Genomic DNA, 15,644 nt, shown 5'->3' on the forward strand with positions numbered 1-15,644 from the left:
CCAAGCGGCTGTTTTTGAGCAGGCGCTTTTCAAATATTGGTGCGGCCAGATTGCAACAGTACGTTGTCTCAGCCTCGATCGCGAAACCGGTTCGTGATCGGATAGCGGCGATCACGGCCGAAATTCTTCTTCGTCACCTTCACACCCGGCGCGGACTGCCGGCGCTTGTATTCGGCGATGTAGAGCAAGTGCTCGATACGTTCTACGGTCGTGCGGTCGTGACCGCGCTCGACAATTTCATCGACACCCATCTCATGCTCGACAAGACATTCGAGGATGTCGTCGAGTACCGGATAGGGCGGTAGAGAATCCTGGTCGGTCTGATTTTCGCGCAGCTCGGCCGAGGGAGCTTTCGTGATGATGTTTACAGGGATCACCTCGCCCGAGGGACCGAGGCCACCGGCGGGTACATTGCCGTTGCGCCATTCGGACATGGCATAGACCTGCATCTTGTAGAGGTCCTTGATGGGATTATAGCCGCCGTTCATGTCGCCGTAGAGCGTGGCGTAGCCGACCGACATTTCCGACTTGTTGCCGGTTGTCACGACCATGGAACCGAACTTGTTCGAAATCGCCATGAGGATCGTGCCGCGCGCGCGGCTCTGCAGGTTTTCTTCAGTGATACCTTCCTTGGTGCCCTCGAATGTCGGACCAAGCGCCTTGAGGAATCCCTGAACTGGCTCGAAGATCGGCACGATATCGTAGCGGCAGCCAAGCATGCGGGCGCAGTCCTCGGCGTCCTTCAGCGAGTCCTTCGACGTATACGTATAGGGCATCATGACTGCACGCAGGCGTTCTTCGCCCAGTGCATCTACCGCAAGCGCCGCACAGATCGCCGAGTCGATGCCGCCGGAAAGGCCGAGCACGACATCCTTGAACCCATTCTTGTTGACGTAATCGCGCAGACCCAGCATGCAGGCGCGATAATTCGCTTCCTCGCCCTCGGGAATCCTCGACATCGGGCCTTCGCTGCAGACCCAGCCGTTGGGTCCGCGCCGCCATGTGGTGACGATCAGTTGCTCTTCAAACTGCGACATCTGGAACGCGAGATTCTTGTCAACATTGAAGGCAAAGGAAGCGCCGTCGAAGATCAAATCATCCTGTCCGCCGAGCTGATTGGCAAAAACAAGCGGCAGTCCCGTCTCTATGACCTGGCGCAGCGCCACCTGGTAGCGGACATCGACCTTGCCACGGTAGTAAGGCGAGCCATTTGGCACGCAAAAGATTTCCGCGCCGCTTTCAGCCAGCGTTTCGCAGACGTCGTGATCGCCCCAGATATCCTCGCAGATTGGAATACCGATACGCACGCCACGGAAATTGACCGGGCCGGGCATGGGACCAGGCTGAAAGACGCGCTTTTCGTCAAACTCGCCATAATTTGGTAGATCGACCTTGAAGCGCTCGGCAATCACCTTGCCGCCATCAAGCACCATGACCGAATTGTGCAGTCCCGTCTCACGCTTTAGCGGTGTACCCATGATGACGCCCGGACCGCCGTCGGCTGTGTCCAAAGCAAAATCCTGAACAGCTTTCTCGCAAGCTTCGATAAAAGCACGTTTCAACACCAGATCTTCGGGCGGGTAGCCCGAAATGAAAAGCTCCGTATAAAGGATCAGATCGGCGCCTTGTCGCGCAGCATCAGCGCGTGCTTCGCGTGCTTTCGCCAGATTGCCTTTGATATCACCCAGCACCGGATTGAGCTGAGCGATGGCGATACGAAGGATGTCGGGATTTTTGCTCATGTTGAGTATTTAGCATTTCGTTGTTTGATAGACAATGCGCAGCGTAACATGCATCACGAAAAAACCACGGTCCAGACCGTGTAGAACCAGACCGTTGCGACCAGGATGATGGAGATCAGAACCGCCAGTGATCCACAATCCTTGGCGATCTGGATTTCGCGATGAAAGTCCAGCGATACCGCATCGCAAGCGGCCTCGATACCTGTATTGAGCACCTCGATCATGATGAGAAACAATACCGAACCAGTTAGCAGGAGGAACGATAGGACGGTTGGCGCAACGACAGCCGCCAAGGGGATCGAAAGCAAGAAAAGGATGAGTTCCTGTTGGACTGCTTTTTCATGCTTCGCCAAGTGTCTCAGCGCCCGCATGGAATTGATGAATGCCAGTACCAGCCGTTGCATACCCCGCCCCTATGATTTCCGTGAGGGCAGCTTTAAGTCCAGATTGGCGCGCGTCAATAGTTTGAACGATTAGAGCAAGTTTTGTCTGTTCAGAGTCGTTCTGCCGGAGAGGAATTCGTGGACAAGGTCGAGGGGGTTGTCGAAGCCGATGTTTAACCATCGGACGAAGTCAAAGCCCGAAGGATTTGGAGCAAATGCAACCGGCCCTTCGGGTTTCCGGCTGGCGGCCAACCACTTTGTCAGGCGGCTTCGTCCTATGAACCACATCGGCCTCGCCACCTTCCGCGTGGATTGTCTCGCCATCCGTGAAACAGAGCTGGCTCTGAATAAACAAATTTTGCTCTAGTCCCCGGCCACGACGACACTACCACCGCTCTTTTCATATTGCGGCAGCCCATCGTCTATCTCGTAATAGTCGCCCTTGTCGCCCACGAAGATGTGGCTCTCGCCATGTAATCCGGATGGCTGGTCAAATGCCCCAGCCATGACGGAAACATAGTCGAGCTTGTGGTGCTTCCAGAACAGCACCGATCCGCAATGCTTGCAGAAACCGCGCTTGGCGAAATCACTCGCCTCATACCAGCTAACATGCTCTTCGCCTGATATGTCTATCGAATCGTCCTGGACATTCGTTGCAGCATAGAAATGGCCCGACTGTTTGCGGCACTGGGAACAGTGGCAAAAGACAACGCCGCGCAGCGCGCCCCTCGTTTCGAATCGGACACTTCCGCACAGACACGAACCCCGGTGCAACTCGTTCACGATCACGGCCTCCATCCTACCCGAGACAAATCTAGGCGACGTCGCCGACGGCCTCTTTCGCATTCACGCCTTTGCCGGACGAGACAGCGACATACGAAGCAGGGCGGCGCCGACGACAGCAGACAATAGCGAGCCGAGCAGGACACCAAGCTTGGTTTCATCCTGCAACAAGGGCGAGTTGGCATAGGCGAGCAAGCCGATGAACAGGCTCATGGTAAAGCCGATCCCGCATAGGATCGCTACGGCGTAGATCTGCAGCCAGCTCGCACCTACCGGACGTTCTGAAAGACGCATCTTGATCGCAAGCCAGGCGAATGAAAAGACACCCAACTGCTTGCCGATGAACAGGCCGGCCGCGACACCAAGGGGAACCGGATCAGCAAGATTGGACAGCGACACACCGCTGAACGACACGCCGGCATTAGCGAAACCGAAGATCGGCACGATAAGAAACCCGACCCAAGGCTGGATCGCATGCTCAAGTTCGAGCAGCGGCGAATCCGCCTGCCCCTTCTCGCCGCGCATCGGGATCGTCAACGCGAGCAGGACGCCGGCAATGGTTGCATGAACGCCTGACTTGAAGACCAGTATCCACAGGATGACCCCGAGCGCGAGATACGCCCACAGCCGCACCATACCGAGCCAGTTGATTGCGACCAGAATGCCGAAAACGACGGCCACGCCTGCTAGAGCTGGGACGTTCAACCCCTCGGAGTAGAACAGCGCAATGATAATGACGGCACCGAGATCATCGATGATGGCGAGTGCAGTCAGTAATACTTTCAGGGAGAGCGGAACGCGTGATCCAAGCAGCGACAGTACGCCAAGGGAGAAGGCAATATCCGTGGCGGACGGGATTGCCCATCCGCGGATTGTTTCCCCTTCATTGAAGGCAAGGAAGATCAATGCCGGGACCACCATGCCGCCAACGGCGGCAAATCCGGGCAAGGCGCGGCGCGACCAGCTCGACAACTGACCGCTGATCATCTCCCGCTTGATTTCCAGGCCAACCAACAGGAAAAACACAGCCATCAGGGCGTCGTTGATCCAATGCAGGATACTGAGGCCACCGACATACGTTTTCAGGACGCCGAAATAGTCATCGCTTAGAGGCGAATTGGCAATGATCAGCGCCAACGCGGCAACAACCATCAGAATGATGCCGCCTGAGGCTTCATTCTCCATGAACGAACGAAACGATGCAGTCAGGCGGATTCGGCGCGAGGGTTTTGTGTCCATGCGCCTTGATAGAATCCTGAAAGGCAAAACTCCAGCCCAAACGGTATCATTCCACGAGCTTGTATTCCCGCCCAGCCGTGAGGGCTTGGCGCATGTGCACTATTGCGCAAGCCCGATCTGCTTTATGAAGGCAAGATTATCCCAAAAGAGAAATTCTTCATCCATCACACCCGCGGGCGTCCAATGGCCAAGCGTAGCCATGGTCAATTTGAAGGGCTTGCCGGTAGGGGCTATGGTCTTGCCATCGGCTGTCGGCATCGGCTTTGAGAACGTGCCTTCCAATACGCCGATGACACCGGTCCACTCACCCTGACCGAACTTGACCGGATGCAGTAACGCAGGCAGGGCCCTTTCCGCGCCTTTTGCGGTACAATGACAAAGGGCGGCCCGATAGGCCGCCCTTTGAAGTATTGATTGAACAGCCTGTCGGTCAGGCGTTGACAGCCAGCTTCTGCGGATGGCCGTCGCGCTCCTTCTTGAGAAGCTCGGCAACAAGGAATGCCAGCTCCAGCGCCTGATCGGCATTGAGGCGCGGATCGCAATGGGTGTGATAGCGATCGGAGAGGTCCTCTGCCGAAATCGCCCGCGCACCTCCGGTGCATTCCGTGACATTGTTGCCAGTCATTTCGATATGGATGCCACCCGGATAGGTTCCTTCGGCATGATGGACAGCGAAGAAACTTTCAACTTCCTTCAGGATGCGATCGAATGGCCGCGTCTTGTAGCCGTTGGCAGTGATCGTGTTGCCATGCATCGGGTCACAGGACCAGACCACGTTACGCCCTTCCTTCTGCACCGAACGGATCAGCCTCGGCAGATGATCGCCAACCTTGTCATGGCCGAACCGATTGATCAGCGTCAGACGTCCCGGCTCGTTCGCCGGATTGAGCAGGTCAATCAGGCGGATGAGGTCGTCGGCTTCCAGTGTCGGGCCGCACTTGAGGCCAAGCGGATTCTTGATGCCACGGCAATATTCGATGTGAGCATGATCGGCTTGGCGCGTACGGTCACCAATCCAGATCATGTGACCGGACGTGCCGTACCAGTCGCCCGAGGTGGAATCGACGCGGGTCAGGGCTTCTTCATAGCCAAGCAAAAGCGCTTCGTGGCTGGTGTAGAAATCCGTCTCCCGCAATTGCGCATTGGTTTCAGACGTAATGCCGACGGCACGCATGAAGTCCATCGTGTCCGAGATGCGGCGGGCCAGCGAACCATAGCGCTCGCCTTGCGGGCTATCGGCAACGAAACCGAGCATCCACTGATTTACGTTCTCCAGATTGGCGTAGCCGCCCTGTGCGAACGCGCGCAAAAGGTTCAGCGTAGCCGCGGACTGGCGGTAGGCCATTTCCTGACGAGCCGGATCGGGAACGCGTGCCTCAGCGGTGAACTCCGTACCGTTGATGATGTCGCCGCGATAGACCGGCAGCTCGACGCCGTTCTTCGTTTCCGTATCGGCGGAACGCGGCTTGGCGAACTGGCCGGCGATGCGGCCGATCTTGACGACAGGCTGCGACGCGCCGAAGGTCAGCACCACGGCCATCTGCAGGAATACGCGGAAGAAGTCGCGGATATTGTCGGCGCCGTGCTCAGCAAAGCTCTCGGCGCAGTCACCGCCCTGAAGCAAGAAGCCCTCGCCTTTGGAGACCGCTGCGAGCTGCTTCTTGAGCTTGCGTGCCTCACCTGCAAATACAAGTGGCGGATAAGTACGAAGACGGGCCTCGACATCGCTCAGAGCCTGAGCGTCCGGATAGTAAGGCATCTGCTTGACGGGTTTGCCTCTCCAGGAAGTCGGTGTCCAGTTCTTGCTCATTATTGCACCTGTTATTTGCTTTCCATATCGGTAGCGATTGTTCGGGATTATCCGGTCACGCCGGAAGGCGCTCATATAGTCCAATTGGGACAGTTATACCAGCATCAAAACCGTCGGAATACTCCATGTTGCGCCAGAACGGATTGGTCGTTGCCGGGATCGCCGATTTGAATTACGTTGACGTTAAAGTCAAAATTGGAGCGTCCAATGCGCAATCTGGTTTTCGAAGCTTCAGACGGCTTTCCCCTGCACGGCACGCTGTTCGAAGGCAAAGGTGATGGCCCCGCGGTCCTCATGTCACCGGCAGCGGCCGTACCCGGGAGATTCTATCGCCATTTCGCCGACCGACTGATCCAACTCGGCGCATCGAAGGTGCTCACCTATGATTACCGCGGCGTCGCGAAGTCGGTTCAACCGAAGGGTTGGAAAACCCGCCTCAATATGAAGGATTGGGGCACGCTGGATTTGCCCGCCGCGGTGGATACGCTGAAACATGTGGCGGGCACGCAATCACTCGTCGGCATAGGGCATTCCTTTGGCGGGGTAGCGCTCGGCCTCAGCAATCGCTCCGGCGACTTCGACCGCTATACGATGCTCGCCTCGCTTTCGGGTTACTATCGCAACACGGCAGAACCCCTCGCCGTCTTTGCCAAGATGAACCTGCTTGGTGTTCCACTCACGATTCCTCTTGGCAAGCTGCCGAAATGGGGCGGATTGGGCGAAGCCCTCCCCGGCAGCGTGTTCCGCGACTGGGCACGCTGGTGCCGCAACCCGAATTTCCTGTTTGCGGACCCGAAAGTTCCCGAAGCGCAATATTTCAAGTCGGTGCGCACGCCGATCCTTTCGGTGGGAATTGCTGACGATGTCTGGGGCACACGAAAGGCAGTGGATACCCTGCTCATCCATTACACCAACGCCGCGATCCGCGAATTATGGCTATCGCCGGATCAGAGCGCGCAGGGCCCGGTCGGCCATCTCGGCTTCTTCCGCAAGCAGCATGAAACAACGTTGTGGCCCGACATCATTGACTGGCTCTTGCACGGACAGGTGCCGGAAGGTGCGACTTTGCGCCAGGAGGCACAGGTCGCCTGAGCTAAACGGCCTTGATCAATCGATCCGCTCGCCATTCACGATGCGGTAATTCGGCTTGTACATGGTCACAAGCTCTTCCGACGCAGTCGGATGCACGGCCATGGTCCGGTCGAAATCATCCTTTGTGCAACCGGCCTTAATCGGAATGCCCAGAAGTTGCGCCATTTCGCCCGCATCGGGACCAAGAATATGCGCGCCGACGACTCTTCTGCTGGCGGAATCGACGATCAGTTTCGTCAGCATCTTGTCCTTGGCGCCAGAAAGAGTGTTGCGCATGGGCCGGAACAGGGCGCGATAGATTTCGAGCTCCTTGAATTCCTTGGCTGCGTCCTCCTCGTTTAGCCCGACAGTGCCAATTTCCGGCTGCGAGAAAACGGCCGTTGGAATCTGCCGGTGGTCCGGCTTGGTCGGATTATTCTTAAAGGCCGTTTCGAGGAAGCACATGGCCTCATGAATGGCAACGGGCGTCAACTGGACGCGGTTGGTCACGTCCCCGACAGCCCAGATATTGGCTTTGCTCGTGCGCGAATATTCGTCCACCTTGATGGCACCGATTTCGTCGACCTCGACGCGCGCCTCTTCAAGCCCGAGTGACTTCGTATTGGGCACCCGGCCGATGGCGAGCATGACCTGGTCGGCGACCAGCTCGCCGCCTGACGACAGTTGAATGGCGAGCCGCCCGCTATCCTGCCGTTTCACTTCCTTGATCACCTCAACGCAGCGAACGCGAATGCCCTTCTCCACCATCGACGCATGTAGCAATTGCCGCAAATCGTGGTCGAAGCGTGAGAGGATCTCCTTGCCGCGGTAGACGAGCGTCGTTTCGACGCCGAGACCATGGAAAATATTGGCAAATTCCACGGCTATGTAGCCGCCGCCTTCAATCACAATGGCTTTCGGCAGCTCTTTCAGGTGAAATGCTTCGTTCGAACTGATGCACAGTTCATGGCCCGGCAACGCCACGTGCGGATTTGGGTGACCGCCGGTGGCGATCAGAATCTGACCTGCCGTGACCCGTTTGCCCGTCTTGAGGATTTCGATCGTGTGGTCGTCGATCAGGATCGCTCTGCTGTCGATAATCTCGACATTCGAATTATCGAGGCCGCTGCGGTAGAGCCCTTCCAACCGTGCAATCTCTCGATCCTTGTTGGCGATCAGCGTCGGCCAGTCGAATTTGGTCTCACCGACGCTCCAGCCATATCCGGCTGATGCTTCGAAATGCTCCGGAAACTGTGATGCGTACACGAAGAGTTTCTTGGGGACGCAGCCCCGGATCACGCACGTACCGCCCATGCGGTATTCTTCTGCGAGCGCAACTTTTTTGCCCATGGCGCCAGCAAGGCGGCCTGCGCGAACACCGCCCGATCCGCCTCCGATGACGAAAAGGTCGTAATCATAGGTTGTCATGGGGAAGGACTCCGATTCTGATCAACAGTCATTGCATATGGGTTGTATCGCGGCTCTTTAAAAGAACAAAGCCCAGCGTTGAGCCGGGCTTTGCAAAGTGGTCCATTGAAACAGGATCAGGGCTTCGGAGTGGCCGGAGCCTCGGGCGCGGCCGGCGCTGGTGTGGCCGGCGATGTTGCTGCTGCCGCTGCAACGACCTTTTCGGCGACCGCCTGGGCAAGATCGCGAGCAATGCCTCGCTGCCAGATGCCCGCCGCCTTCATTACTTCGCGGGTAACGATCGGGCCTTCGGACAACAGCTTCTTGCCCGCAGGCGATGTGTAGAAGCCGGTGATGGCATTCAGTTCTTCTTCAGTGAAGGAGACGGCGTAGGCGCGGGCAGCCTCATTTTCCAGGTCACCGCGCCGCGACGCAAGGGCAAGGGCCTGCTCGTCGACTGCCGCACTGATAATCGCTTCCAGATTTGGATCTTTCTGGATCAATTCCGCTTTCAACTGCTGTGCAGCGGCTGGCAGGATCGAGTCGAACTGATCTGTCGTCTTGATGGCGGAAACGGCAGCACGGGCAGCTGCGAGATGTGACGGGGTAATCTCCTGCGCTTGCGCAGAATAAAGGCCGCCCAGCATGATTGCGACAGACAGGGGTGCAATCAAGCGGCGGAAGCCAGTTGCTCGGTTCATGGATTTATCGCTCCGTTTTCGTTGTTAGTGTCCGGATACCGTCTGCACCGGCCAGAATGGCCACACGCGCCAGTCCCAGAAAGATTCCGTGCTCCACCACGCCGGGAATGGCGTGCAAAGCGTCTGACAAAGCTCTTGTATCCGGAATGCGGCCAAAAGATGCATCCAGGATCAAATGCCCGCCGTCTGTAACAAAAGCATCAGTCCCCGTCATCCTTAATGTGACAGGTCCCGAAAGATGAAGATTTGATGCAGCTCGTTCGATTGCCAGCTGCGTTGCCGCACGACCAAAGCGATTGACCTCGATCGGCAACGGGAAAGCACCCAGCGTGCTCACGAGCTTCGATTCATCGGCAATGACAACCATCTTGGCTGAAGCCGCCGCGACAATCTTTTCGCGCAGCAAGGCACCACCGCCGCCCTTGATCAGCGCAAGCTGCGGATCAATCTCATCGGCGCCATCAATCGTCAGATCAAGCGCAGGGGTTTCTTCGAGCGTGGTCAGCTTGACACCCAGCTCCCGGCAAAGCGCTGCCGTGCGCTCGGATGTTGGTACACCAACGACCTTCAATCCTGACGCGACCTTAGTCGCAAGAAGCCGCACAAACTCTTCCGCTGTCGAGCCCGTTCCGATACCGAGACGCATGCCGTCTTTGACGTAGGTCAACGCTTCAGCAGCAGCCTTGATTTTCAATGATCTGGCATCCATCGGTGGTGCGCCCTCTTGTAGCTTTGACTCGACATGGCTTTGACGTGACACTGGGCTCCCTAACACGTTAGGCAATCGGGTCAAGGCTCGTTGCTTGATTTAATGCCCGCCTGACATTGAGAACAGGCAGGTTACACATAAAACCGGCGAAATTCCGCCATGACCCCGGATGTCACAGGAAAACAAATGTCTCAACCAATCGTTGTTTTTGATCTTGATGGAACTTTGGTGGATACGGCGCCCGACCTGCTTGATAGTCTCAACCACTGCCTGGACAAATCAGGAATGCAAAAGGTGGATCCGGTCACGCTGCGCCGCTACGTGGGCCAGGGCGGCCGCGTCATGATCGAACGGGCGTTCGAGGCGCAACAAAAACTCCTGAGCCCGGAACAACTCGATTGGCTCGTTGACATCTTCATCGAGCACTACAGCGCCAACATGCCCGGGCATTCGGCACTCTACGAGGGAGCCGAACAGGCGATGGATGATCTTGTAAGGGCCGGCTATCTCCTCGCTGTCTGCACGAACAAATTCGAAGGGCTTTCTGTCAATCTGCTCACAGGTCTCGGACAATCGGCACGGTTCAGCGCGATCTGCGGCTCGGACACATTCTCATTCCGCAAACCAGACCCCCGCCATTTGATTGAGACAATCAGGAAAGCCGGCGGCGACCCTGAACGTGCCGTCATGATCGGGGATAGCAGCACCGATATTGCGACGGCGAAAGCCGCGGGAATTCCCGTTGTAGCCGTCGATTTCGGTTATTCAGACCTCCCGGTAGCAACTTACGATCCGAGCCGTGTCATTTCACACTATCGTGAGTTGAAGGTCGAACTTGCCGACGATTTGATAGGTGCCGTCAGTGCTTGATGGCGCGAAGTAACGCAAAGGTGAGCTGGAACAATTTCGATATTCGCACGTTACTCTGCCGACTGGATGACACGCCATTTTGGCTTATCATTTGATGTTTGTTTTTCTCTTACATTGAATACGAGGCCAAACCTCGGATTTCAGGAGGAAATATGAGAAAGATCACTTCTGTACTGACTGCTTTAGCGATGTCGGTAGGTGTGGTTTCCACCGGAACGGTTCCGGGTAATGCGGCGCCATTGGTGCCGCCGTCCATCGAAACGTCAAGCAACATTCAAAAGGTCGACGAGGACGCTCGCGTAATCCGACGCTTCCCCCGCTATGGCAATCGTGAATGGCGAGGCAATCGTGAATGGCGAGGCGATCGCGGATGGCGTGGTGATCGCGGATGGCGTGGTGATCGCGGATACCGCGGTGACCGCTATTACAATGGATATCGCGGCGACCGTTATTGGTACAATGGCCATCGCGGATATCGCTACTATCGTCCTGGATATCGGTATTACAACGACGCATGGTTCCCGCTTGCAGCGTTTGGCACTGGGTTGATCATCGGAAACGCGATCAGCCAGCCTGCTCCTGTCTACCGCACCGGCAGCTCGCATGCAGAGTGGTGCTTCAATCGTTACCGGTCCTATAGAGCATATGACAACACGTACCAGCCCTATGGCGGACCCCGCCGACAGTGCATTTCACCCTATTATTGATAGGGCGCAACACATGATTCATTAAACCCGGAGGCCGTGCCTCCGGGTTTTCATTAAACAGAGCGCACATAGAATAGACGGAAATTGCTCTGCATTTGCCTCAATAGCGCTTTGACTGCCTAATTTTTGAGCCGGAGCGCGCCGCACCTCCTTAAACAATGGAATGGGCTTGCTTTTTTTCCTGAACCCGCTTGAATGACACTTGTGTGAAGGGGGTTTTGAGTGAAGCCATTTGACGAGATGATCGAAAGCGGCGGTCAGGTGCGCCCGCCATATGGACAGCTAAAGTGCTGGCTTGATACCCAGAACCCGGAGCGGTTGGCGCAGAAGGCGCTCGATGCAGAAAATGTCTTCCGAAAGACCGGCATCACCTTCGCAGTTTACGGCGATGAAGAAGCTGCAGAGCGCCTTATTCCCTTTGATATCATTCCCCGCATCATCACAGGCAACGAATGGCGCCGTCTGTCGCAAGGCATCGAGCAGCGTGTCATGGCTCTCAATGCCTTTCTCGACGATATTTATCATCGGCAGGAAATTATCCGCGCTGGCCGTATTCCGCGGGAGCTTTTCACCCACAATGATGCCTATCTGCCGGAAATGGTCGGTTTTCGCCCACCTGGCAATGTCTATACGCACATCATCGGCGTTGATATCGTGAGAACTGAAGAAAACCAGTTCTATGTCCTCGAGGACAATGCGCGTACACCGTCCGGTGTTTCCTACATGCTGGAAAATCGCGAGACGATGATGCAGCTGTTTCCGGAACTCTTCCAGCAGATCAAGGTTCGCCCCGTCGAGACATATCCGAAGCTGTTGCGGCAATCGCTTGCAGCGGTAGCGCCGCCCGGATGCAAAGGCACTCCCACGATCGCAGTGTTGACGCCCGGCATTTATAACTCCGCCTATTTCGAGCATGCGTTTCTCGCCGACCAGATGGGCGTCGAACTCGTCGAAGGCAGCGACCTTAAAATCGAAAATGGCAAGGTGGTCATGCGGACCACCGAGGGCAACCGTGCCATCGATGTGCTCTACCGTCGAGTCGACGACTCATTCCTTGATCCCCTCACCTTCCGCCGCGATTCAGCACTGGGTGTAGCGGGGATCATGGACGTTTATCGCTCTGGCAACATCACCATAGCCAACGCACCGGGGACCGGTATTGCCGACGACAAGGCGCTCTATTCTTATATGCCTGAGATCGTTGAGTTTTATACCGGACGGAAGGCGATCTTGGAGAACGTGCCGACCCATCGCTGTTCGGAACCCGATACGCTCAAATACGTCCTTGAGAATCTTGCCGACCTCGTTGTCAAGGAAGTTCATGGTTCTGGCGGCTACGGCATGTTGGTTGGTCCGGCCGCATCAAAAAAGGAATGCGAGGCTTTTGCGCTCAAGCTGAGAGCCAATCCCAAGAACTACATCGCGCAGCCGACACTGGCGTTGTCGACAACGCCGATCATGACGGAAAAGGGTCTGGCCCCGCGCCATGTCGATCTACGGCCCTTCGTCCTTGTTTCTGATCGCATCCGCATTACGCCCGGTGGGTTGACGCGCGTCGCATTGAAGGAAGGCTCACTGGTCGTTAATTCCAGTCAGGGAGGAGGCACGAAGGACACGTGGGTACTCGACGATTAGCCGGGCGCCCGAGGGGAATGAGAACCGCTCAAGACGGTTCCAGAAATAAAGAGGGATAACACCGAAAAATGCTTCTTGGTCGTACCGCAAATGGTCTCTACTGGATGTTCCGCTACATAGAGCGGGCAGAGAATATGGCCCGCCTGATCGATGCCGGTTTGCGCATGGCCCTGACGAAAACATCTGATGCGCCGGAAGAATGGTCCTCGGTTTTGATGAGCGCCGGTGTCAAGATCGGCTATGACAACAAATACAACGAATATAACGCCAGTCTGGTTTCCGACTTTCTCCTGCGTGATCTCGACAATCCATCGAGTGTCATGTCTTGCATTGAAACGGCACGTTCGAATGCGCGTATGGTGCGCACTGCGCTGACCCGTGAAGCTTGGGAGAGCGTCAACGAGACGTGGATGATCCTCAAATCCACCTTGGCGCAGGCCATACCCGAAACTGATCTTCCCCGTGTTCTTGATCAGATCAAGCGTGAAACCGCGATCATTCGTGGCGCCTTTCACGGGACGATGCTGCGCAACGAGATCTTCAATTTTGCCCGTATCGGCACATTCATCGAGCGGGCGGATAACACTGCGCGCATCCTGGATGTCAAATATTACGTCTTGCTGCCGTCGATATCCTATGTCGGCACGACCCTCGACAATTTTCAGTGGGAGTCGATCCTTCGTTCCGTTTCGGCGCATCGCTCCTATCGCTGGGTATACGATGTCGAGTATAACCCCGTTAATATTGCAGATTACCTCATCCTTAATTCGCGGATGCCACGATCGCTCAATTTCTGCTATTCGAACATTGTCGATAACCTGAAATACCTTGCCAATGACTATGGCAAGAGGCACGAATGCCATGACATGTCGGAAAGCATAATGACGCGCCTGGAGGACAATGATATCCGGACGATCTTTGACAATGGGCTGCACGAATTTTTGAGTGATCTCATTTATCAAACGAACAGCTTAAGCAGCAAAATTGCTGAAGCCTACAACTTCGATTGAAGATCATGCTTCTGAACATCCAGCACAACTCCCACTATCGCTACGACGCTCCGGTGCATTATTCGGTGCTGCGGTTGCGCATACATCCGCAAAGCAGCCCCGGCCAAAAGGTCATCGACTGGACGGTTACGGTGGAAGGTGCGAAGCAGGAGGCAAACTACCGAGACGGATATGGCAATCGCACCATGTTGATTAGCCTTGAACGCGATGTGCAGGACCTTGTCATCCGCGCTGAGGGGAAGATTGAAACCGAAGATCGCACTGGCGTGCTTGGCAAAATCTATAATTTCACGCCGATCTGGCTCTACGAACGCGAGACCGAACTTACAAAACCCGGCGAAGCAATCCGCGAATTAGCAGCAAGTCTCCAGGTCAAGTCCGACAAGCTTGCGGTCATGCATGAACTCATGGGTTTCTTGCATCAGAGAGTAGTGTACACGCCTGGCGCGACCAATATTCTGACGACAGCCGAAGACGCGTTGGTCGGCGGCAGAGGCGTATGTCAGGACCACACTCACATCTTCCTATCCGTAGCGCGCCTCCTCAATATCCCGGCCCGCTACGTGTCAGGGTACCTTATGTTGAACAACTCCATCGAACAGACCGCCAGCCATGCCTGGGCGGAAGCTCACATTGATGGCCTCGGCTGGGTGGGGTTTGACGCGGCAAACGATATTTGCCCGAACGAAGGGTATGTCCGCCTCGCATGCGGCCTCGACTATCGCGAAGCCGCGCCAATTTCGGGTATACGTTTTGGACCCGGCATTGAATCGCTTGCCGTGGAAGTCAATGTAGAGCAGTAATCGGTCCGATTATTCAGATTTGGGATTCGCCATGACCTACTGTGTAGGCCTTAAGCTGGACCGCGGCCTTGTGTTTATGTCCGATACCAGAACCAATGCTGGTGTCGACAACGTTTCGACGTTCAAGAAAATGTACACTTGGGCCAAAACTGGCGATCGCGTAATCACGCTGCTGTCCTCGGGCAATCTCGCAACGACGCAGGCTGTCATCAGCATCCTGAACGAGCGCACCAAAATGCCCTCTGAACGGTCTCCATCGATATATGACATGCCATCGATGTTCCAGACCGCACGCCTCGTCGGTGATACGATAAGGCATGTAATCGAGGAGGTGGATACGGGCGGACAGCGCGCGGATTCATTCGGTGCTTCGATTATCCTCGGAGGACAAATCAAAGGCGGAGATCCACGTCTCTTTCTGATTTATCCGGAAGGCAATTTCATTGAATCGACGCCCGATACGCCCTTCTTCCAGATCGGCGAGCACAAATATGGCAAACCGATCATCGTACGTTCCTATGATCCGGGAATGACGTTTGAAGAGGCCACGAAACTCTTGATTGTATCCTTCGATTCAACCTTGAAATCCAACCTGTCGGTCGGTTTGCCACTCGATCTGCAATTCTATGAATCAGACAGTCTCAGGCTCGGATTCGAAAGAAGGATCGAACGCCACGATCCCTATTACGAGACCATCTCCGAAGGCTGGTCACAGGCGTTGAAACTCGCGTTGCAAAGCCTGCCACCATTTGAGATAGAACCACGAAGTTAACA

16 protein-coding genes are annotated in these 15,644 nt (G+C 55.8%); 7 read left to right on the top strand and 9 right to left on the bottom strand.

Annotated features, from left to right (window positions below):
* Positions 1-68 precede the first annotated feature (68 nt).
* From CU102_RS05545 to CU102_RS05570, 6 genes are all read right to left on the bottom strand, one after another.
* On the bottom strand, positions 69-1,742 hold the full coding sequence (locus CU102_RS05545; RefSeq protein ID WP_106710045.1) for an NAD+ synthase: 1,674 nt from the start codon (positions 1,740-1,742) through the stop codon (positions 69-71).
* A gap of 53 nt (positions 1,743-1,795) precedes the next feature.
* Positions 1,796-2,146 (bottom strand): diacylglycerol kinase, encoded by a 351-nt coding sequence (locus CU102_RS05550; protein ID WP_106710046.1) that lies wholly within the window; start codon positions 2,144-2,146, stop codon positions 1,796-1,798.
* A 342-nt stretch (positions 2,147-2,488) separates the two neighbouring features.
* The gene (locus CU102_RS05560) at positions 2,489-2,908 is read right to left on the bottom strand and encodes a GFA family protein (protein ID WP_106710311.1); all 420 of its coding nucleotides are present in this window, start codon (positions 2,906-2,908) and stop codon (positions 2,489-2,491) included.
* Positions 2,909-2,971: 63 nt separating this feature from the next.
* Complete coding sequence (gene nhaA / locus CU102_RS05565; protein ID WP_106710048.1) at positions 2,972-4,147, bottom strand: Na+/H+ antiporter NhaA; 1,176 nt, start codon at positions 4,145-4,147, stop codon at positions 2,972-2,974.
* 99 nt (positions 4,148-4,246) lie between these two features.
* The gene (locus CU102_RS29715) at positions 4,247-4,405 is read right to left on the bottom strand and encodes a hypothetical protein (RefSeq protein WP_166648318.1); all 159 of its coding nucleotides are present in this window, start codon (positions 4,403-4,405) and stop codon (positions 4,247-4,249) included.
* A 172-nt stretch (positions 4,406-4,577) separates the two neighbouring features.
* Positions 4,578-5,957, bottom strand: coding sequence for a class II 3-deoxy-7-phosphoheptulonate synthase (locus CU102_RS05570; RefSeq protein WP_106710049.1), 1,380 nt, complete (start codon positions 5,955-5,957; stop codon positions 4,578-4,580).
* A gap of 207 nt (positions 5,958-6,164) precedes the next feature.
* Between CU102_RS05570 and CU102_RS05575 the strand changes: the two genes are divergently transcribed.
* On the top strand, positions 6,165-7,049 hold the full coding sequence (locus CU102_RS05575) for an alpha/beta hydrolase family protein (protein WP_106710050.1): 885 nt from the start codon (positions 6,165-6,167) through the stop codon (positions 7,047-7,049).
* 15 nt (positions 7,050-7,064) lie between these two features.
* Here CU102_RS05575 and gor read toward each other — a convergent pair whose 3' ends face one another.
* From gor to rpiA, 3 genes are all read right to left on the bottom strand, one after another.
* The gene (gene gor / locus CU102_RS05580) at positions 7,065-8,456 is read right to left on the bottom strand and encodes a glutathione-disulfide reductase (RefSeq protein WP_106710051.1); all 1,392 of its coding nucleotides are present in this window, start codon (positions 8,454-8,456) and stop codon (positions 7,065-7,067) included.
* A 116-nt stretch (positions 8,457-8,572) separates the two neighbouring features.
* Complete coding sequence (locus CU102_RS05585; RefSeq protein ID WP_106710052.1) at positions 8,573-9,136, bottom strand: DUF2059 domain-containing protein; 564 nt, start codon at positions 9,134-9,136, stop codon at positions 8,573-8,575.
* 4 nt (positions 9,137-9,140) lie between these two features.
* Positions 9,141-9,845 (bottom strand): ribose-5-phosphate isomerase RpiA, encoded by a 705-nt coding sequence (gene rpiA, locus CU102_RS05590; RefSeq protein ID WP_106710053.1) that lies wholly within the window; start codon positions 9,843-9,845, stop codon positions 9,141-9,143.
* Positions 9,846-10,031: 186 nt separating this feature from the next.
* On the opposite strand from rpiA, the gene CU102_RS05595 reads away from it, so the two are divergent.
* The 6 genes from CU102_RS05595 to CU102_RS05620 all read left to right on the top strand — a co-directional run bounded on the left by CU102_RS05595 (position 10,032) and on the right by CU102_RS05620 (position 15,642).
* Positions 10,032-10,715: an HAD family hydrolase gene (locus tag CU102_RS05595; RefSeq protein ID WP_106710054.1), complete on the top strand. Its 684-nt coding sequence runs from the start codon at positions 10,032-10,034 to the stop codon at positions 10,713-10,715.
* 152 nt (positions 10,716-10,867) lie between these two features.
* Positions 10,868-11,422 (top strand): BA14K family protein, encoded by a 555-nt coding sequence (locus CU102_RS05600; protein ID WP_106710055.1) that lies wholly within the window; start codon positions 10,868-10,870, stop codon positions 11,420-11,422.
* Between the two features lie 222 nt (positions 11,423-11,644).
* A complete protein-coding gene (locus CU102_RS05605; RefSeq protein ID WP_106710056.1) occupies positions 11,645-13,057 on the top strand; it encodes a circularly permuted type 2 ATP-grasp protein in 1,413 nt (470 codons plus the stop codon).
* Between the two features lie 68 nt (positions 13,058-13,125).
* Positions 13,126-14,067 carry an alpha-E domain-containing protein gene (locus tag CU102_RS05610; protein ID WP_106710057.1) on the top strand — a complete coding sequence of 314 codons (942 nt, stop codon included), beginning with the start codon at positions 13,126-13,128 and terminating at the stop codon, positions 14,065-14,067.
* Between the two features lie 5 nt (positions 14,068-14,072).
* Positions 14,073-14,870: a transglutaminase family protein gene (locus CU102_RS05615; RefSeq protein ID WP_106710312.1), complete on the top strand. Its 798-nt coding sequence runs from the start codon at positions 14,073-14,075 to the stop codon at positions 14,868-14,870.
* A gap of 31 nt (positions 14,871-14,901) precedes the next feature.
* A complete protein-coding gene (locus CU102_RS05620) occupies positions 14,902-15,642 on the top strand; it encodes a proteasome-type protease (protein WP_106710058.1) in 741 nt (246 codons plus the stop codon).
* Positions 15,643-15,644: the final 2 nt, after the last annotated feature.

The sequence above is a fragment of the Phyllobacterium brassicacearum genome (genome assembly GCF_003010955.1).
GTDB classification, from domain to species: Bacteria; Pseudomonadota; Alphaproteobacteria; order Rhizobiales; family Rhizobiaceae; genus Phyllobacterium; species Phyllobacterium brassicacearum.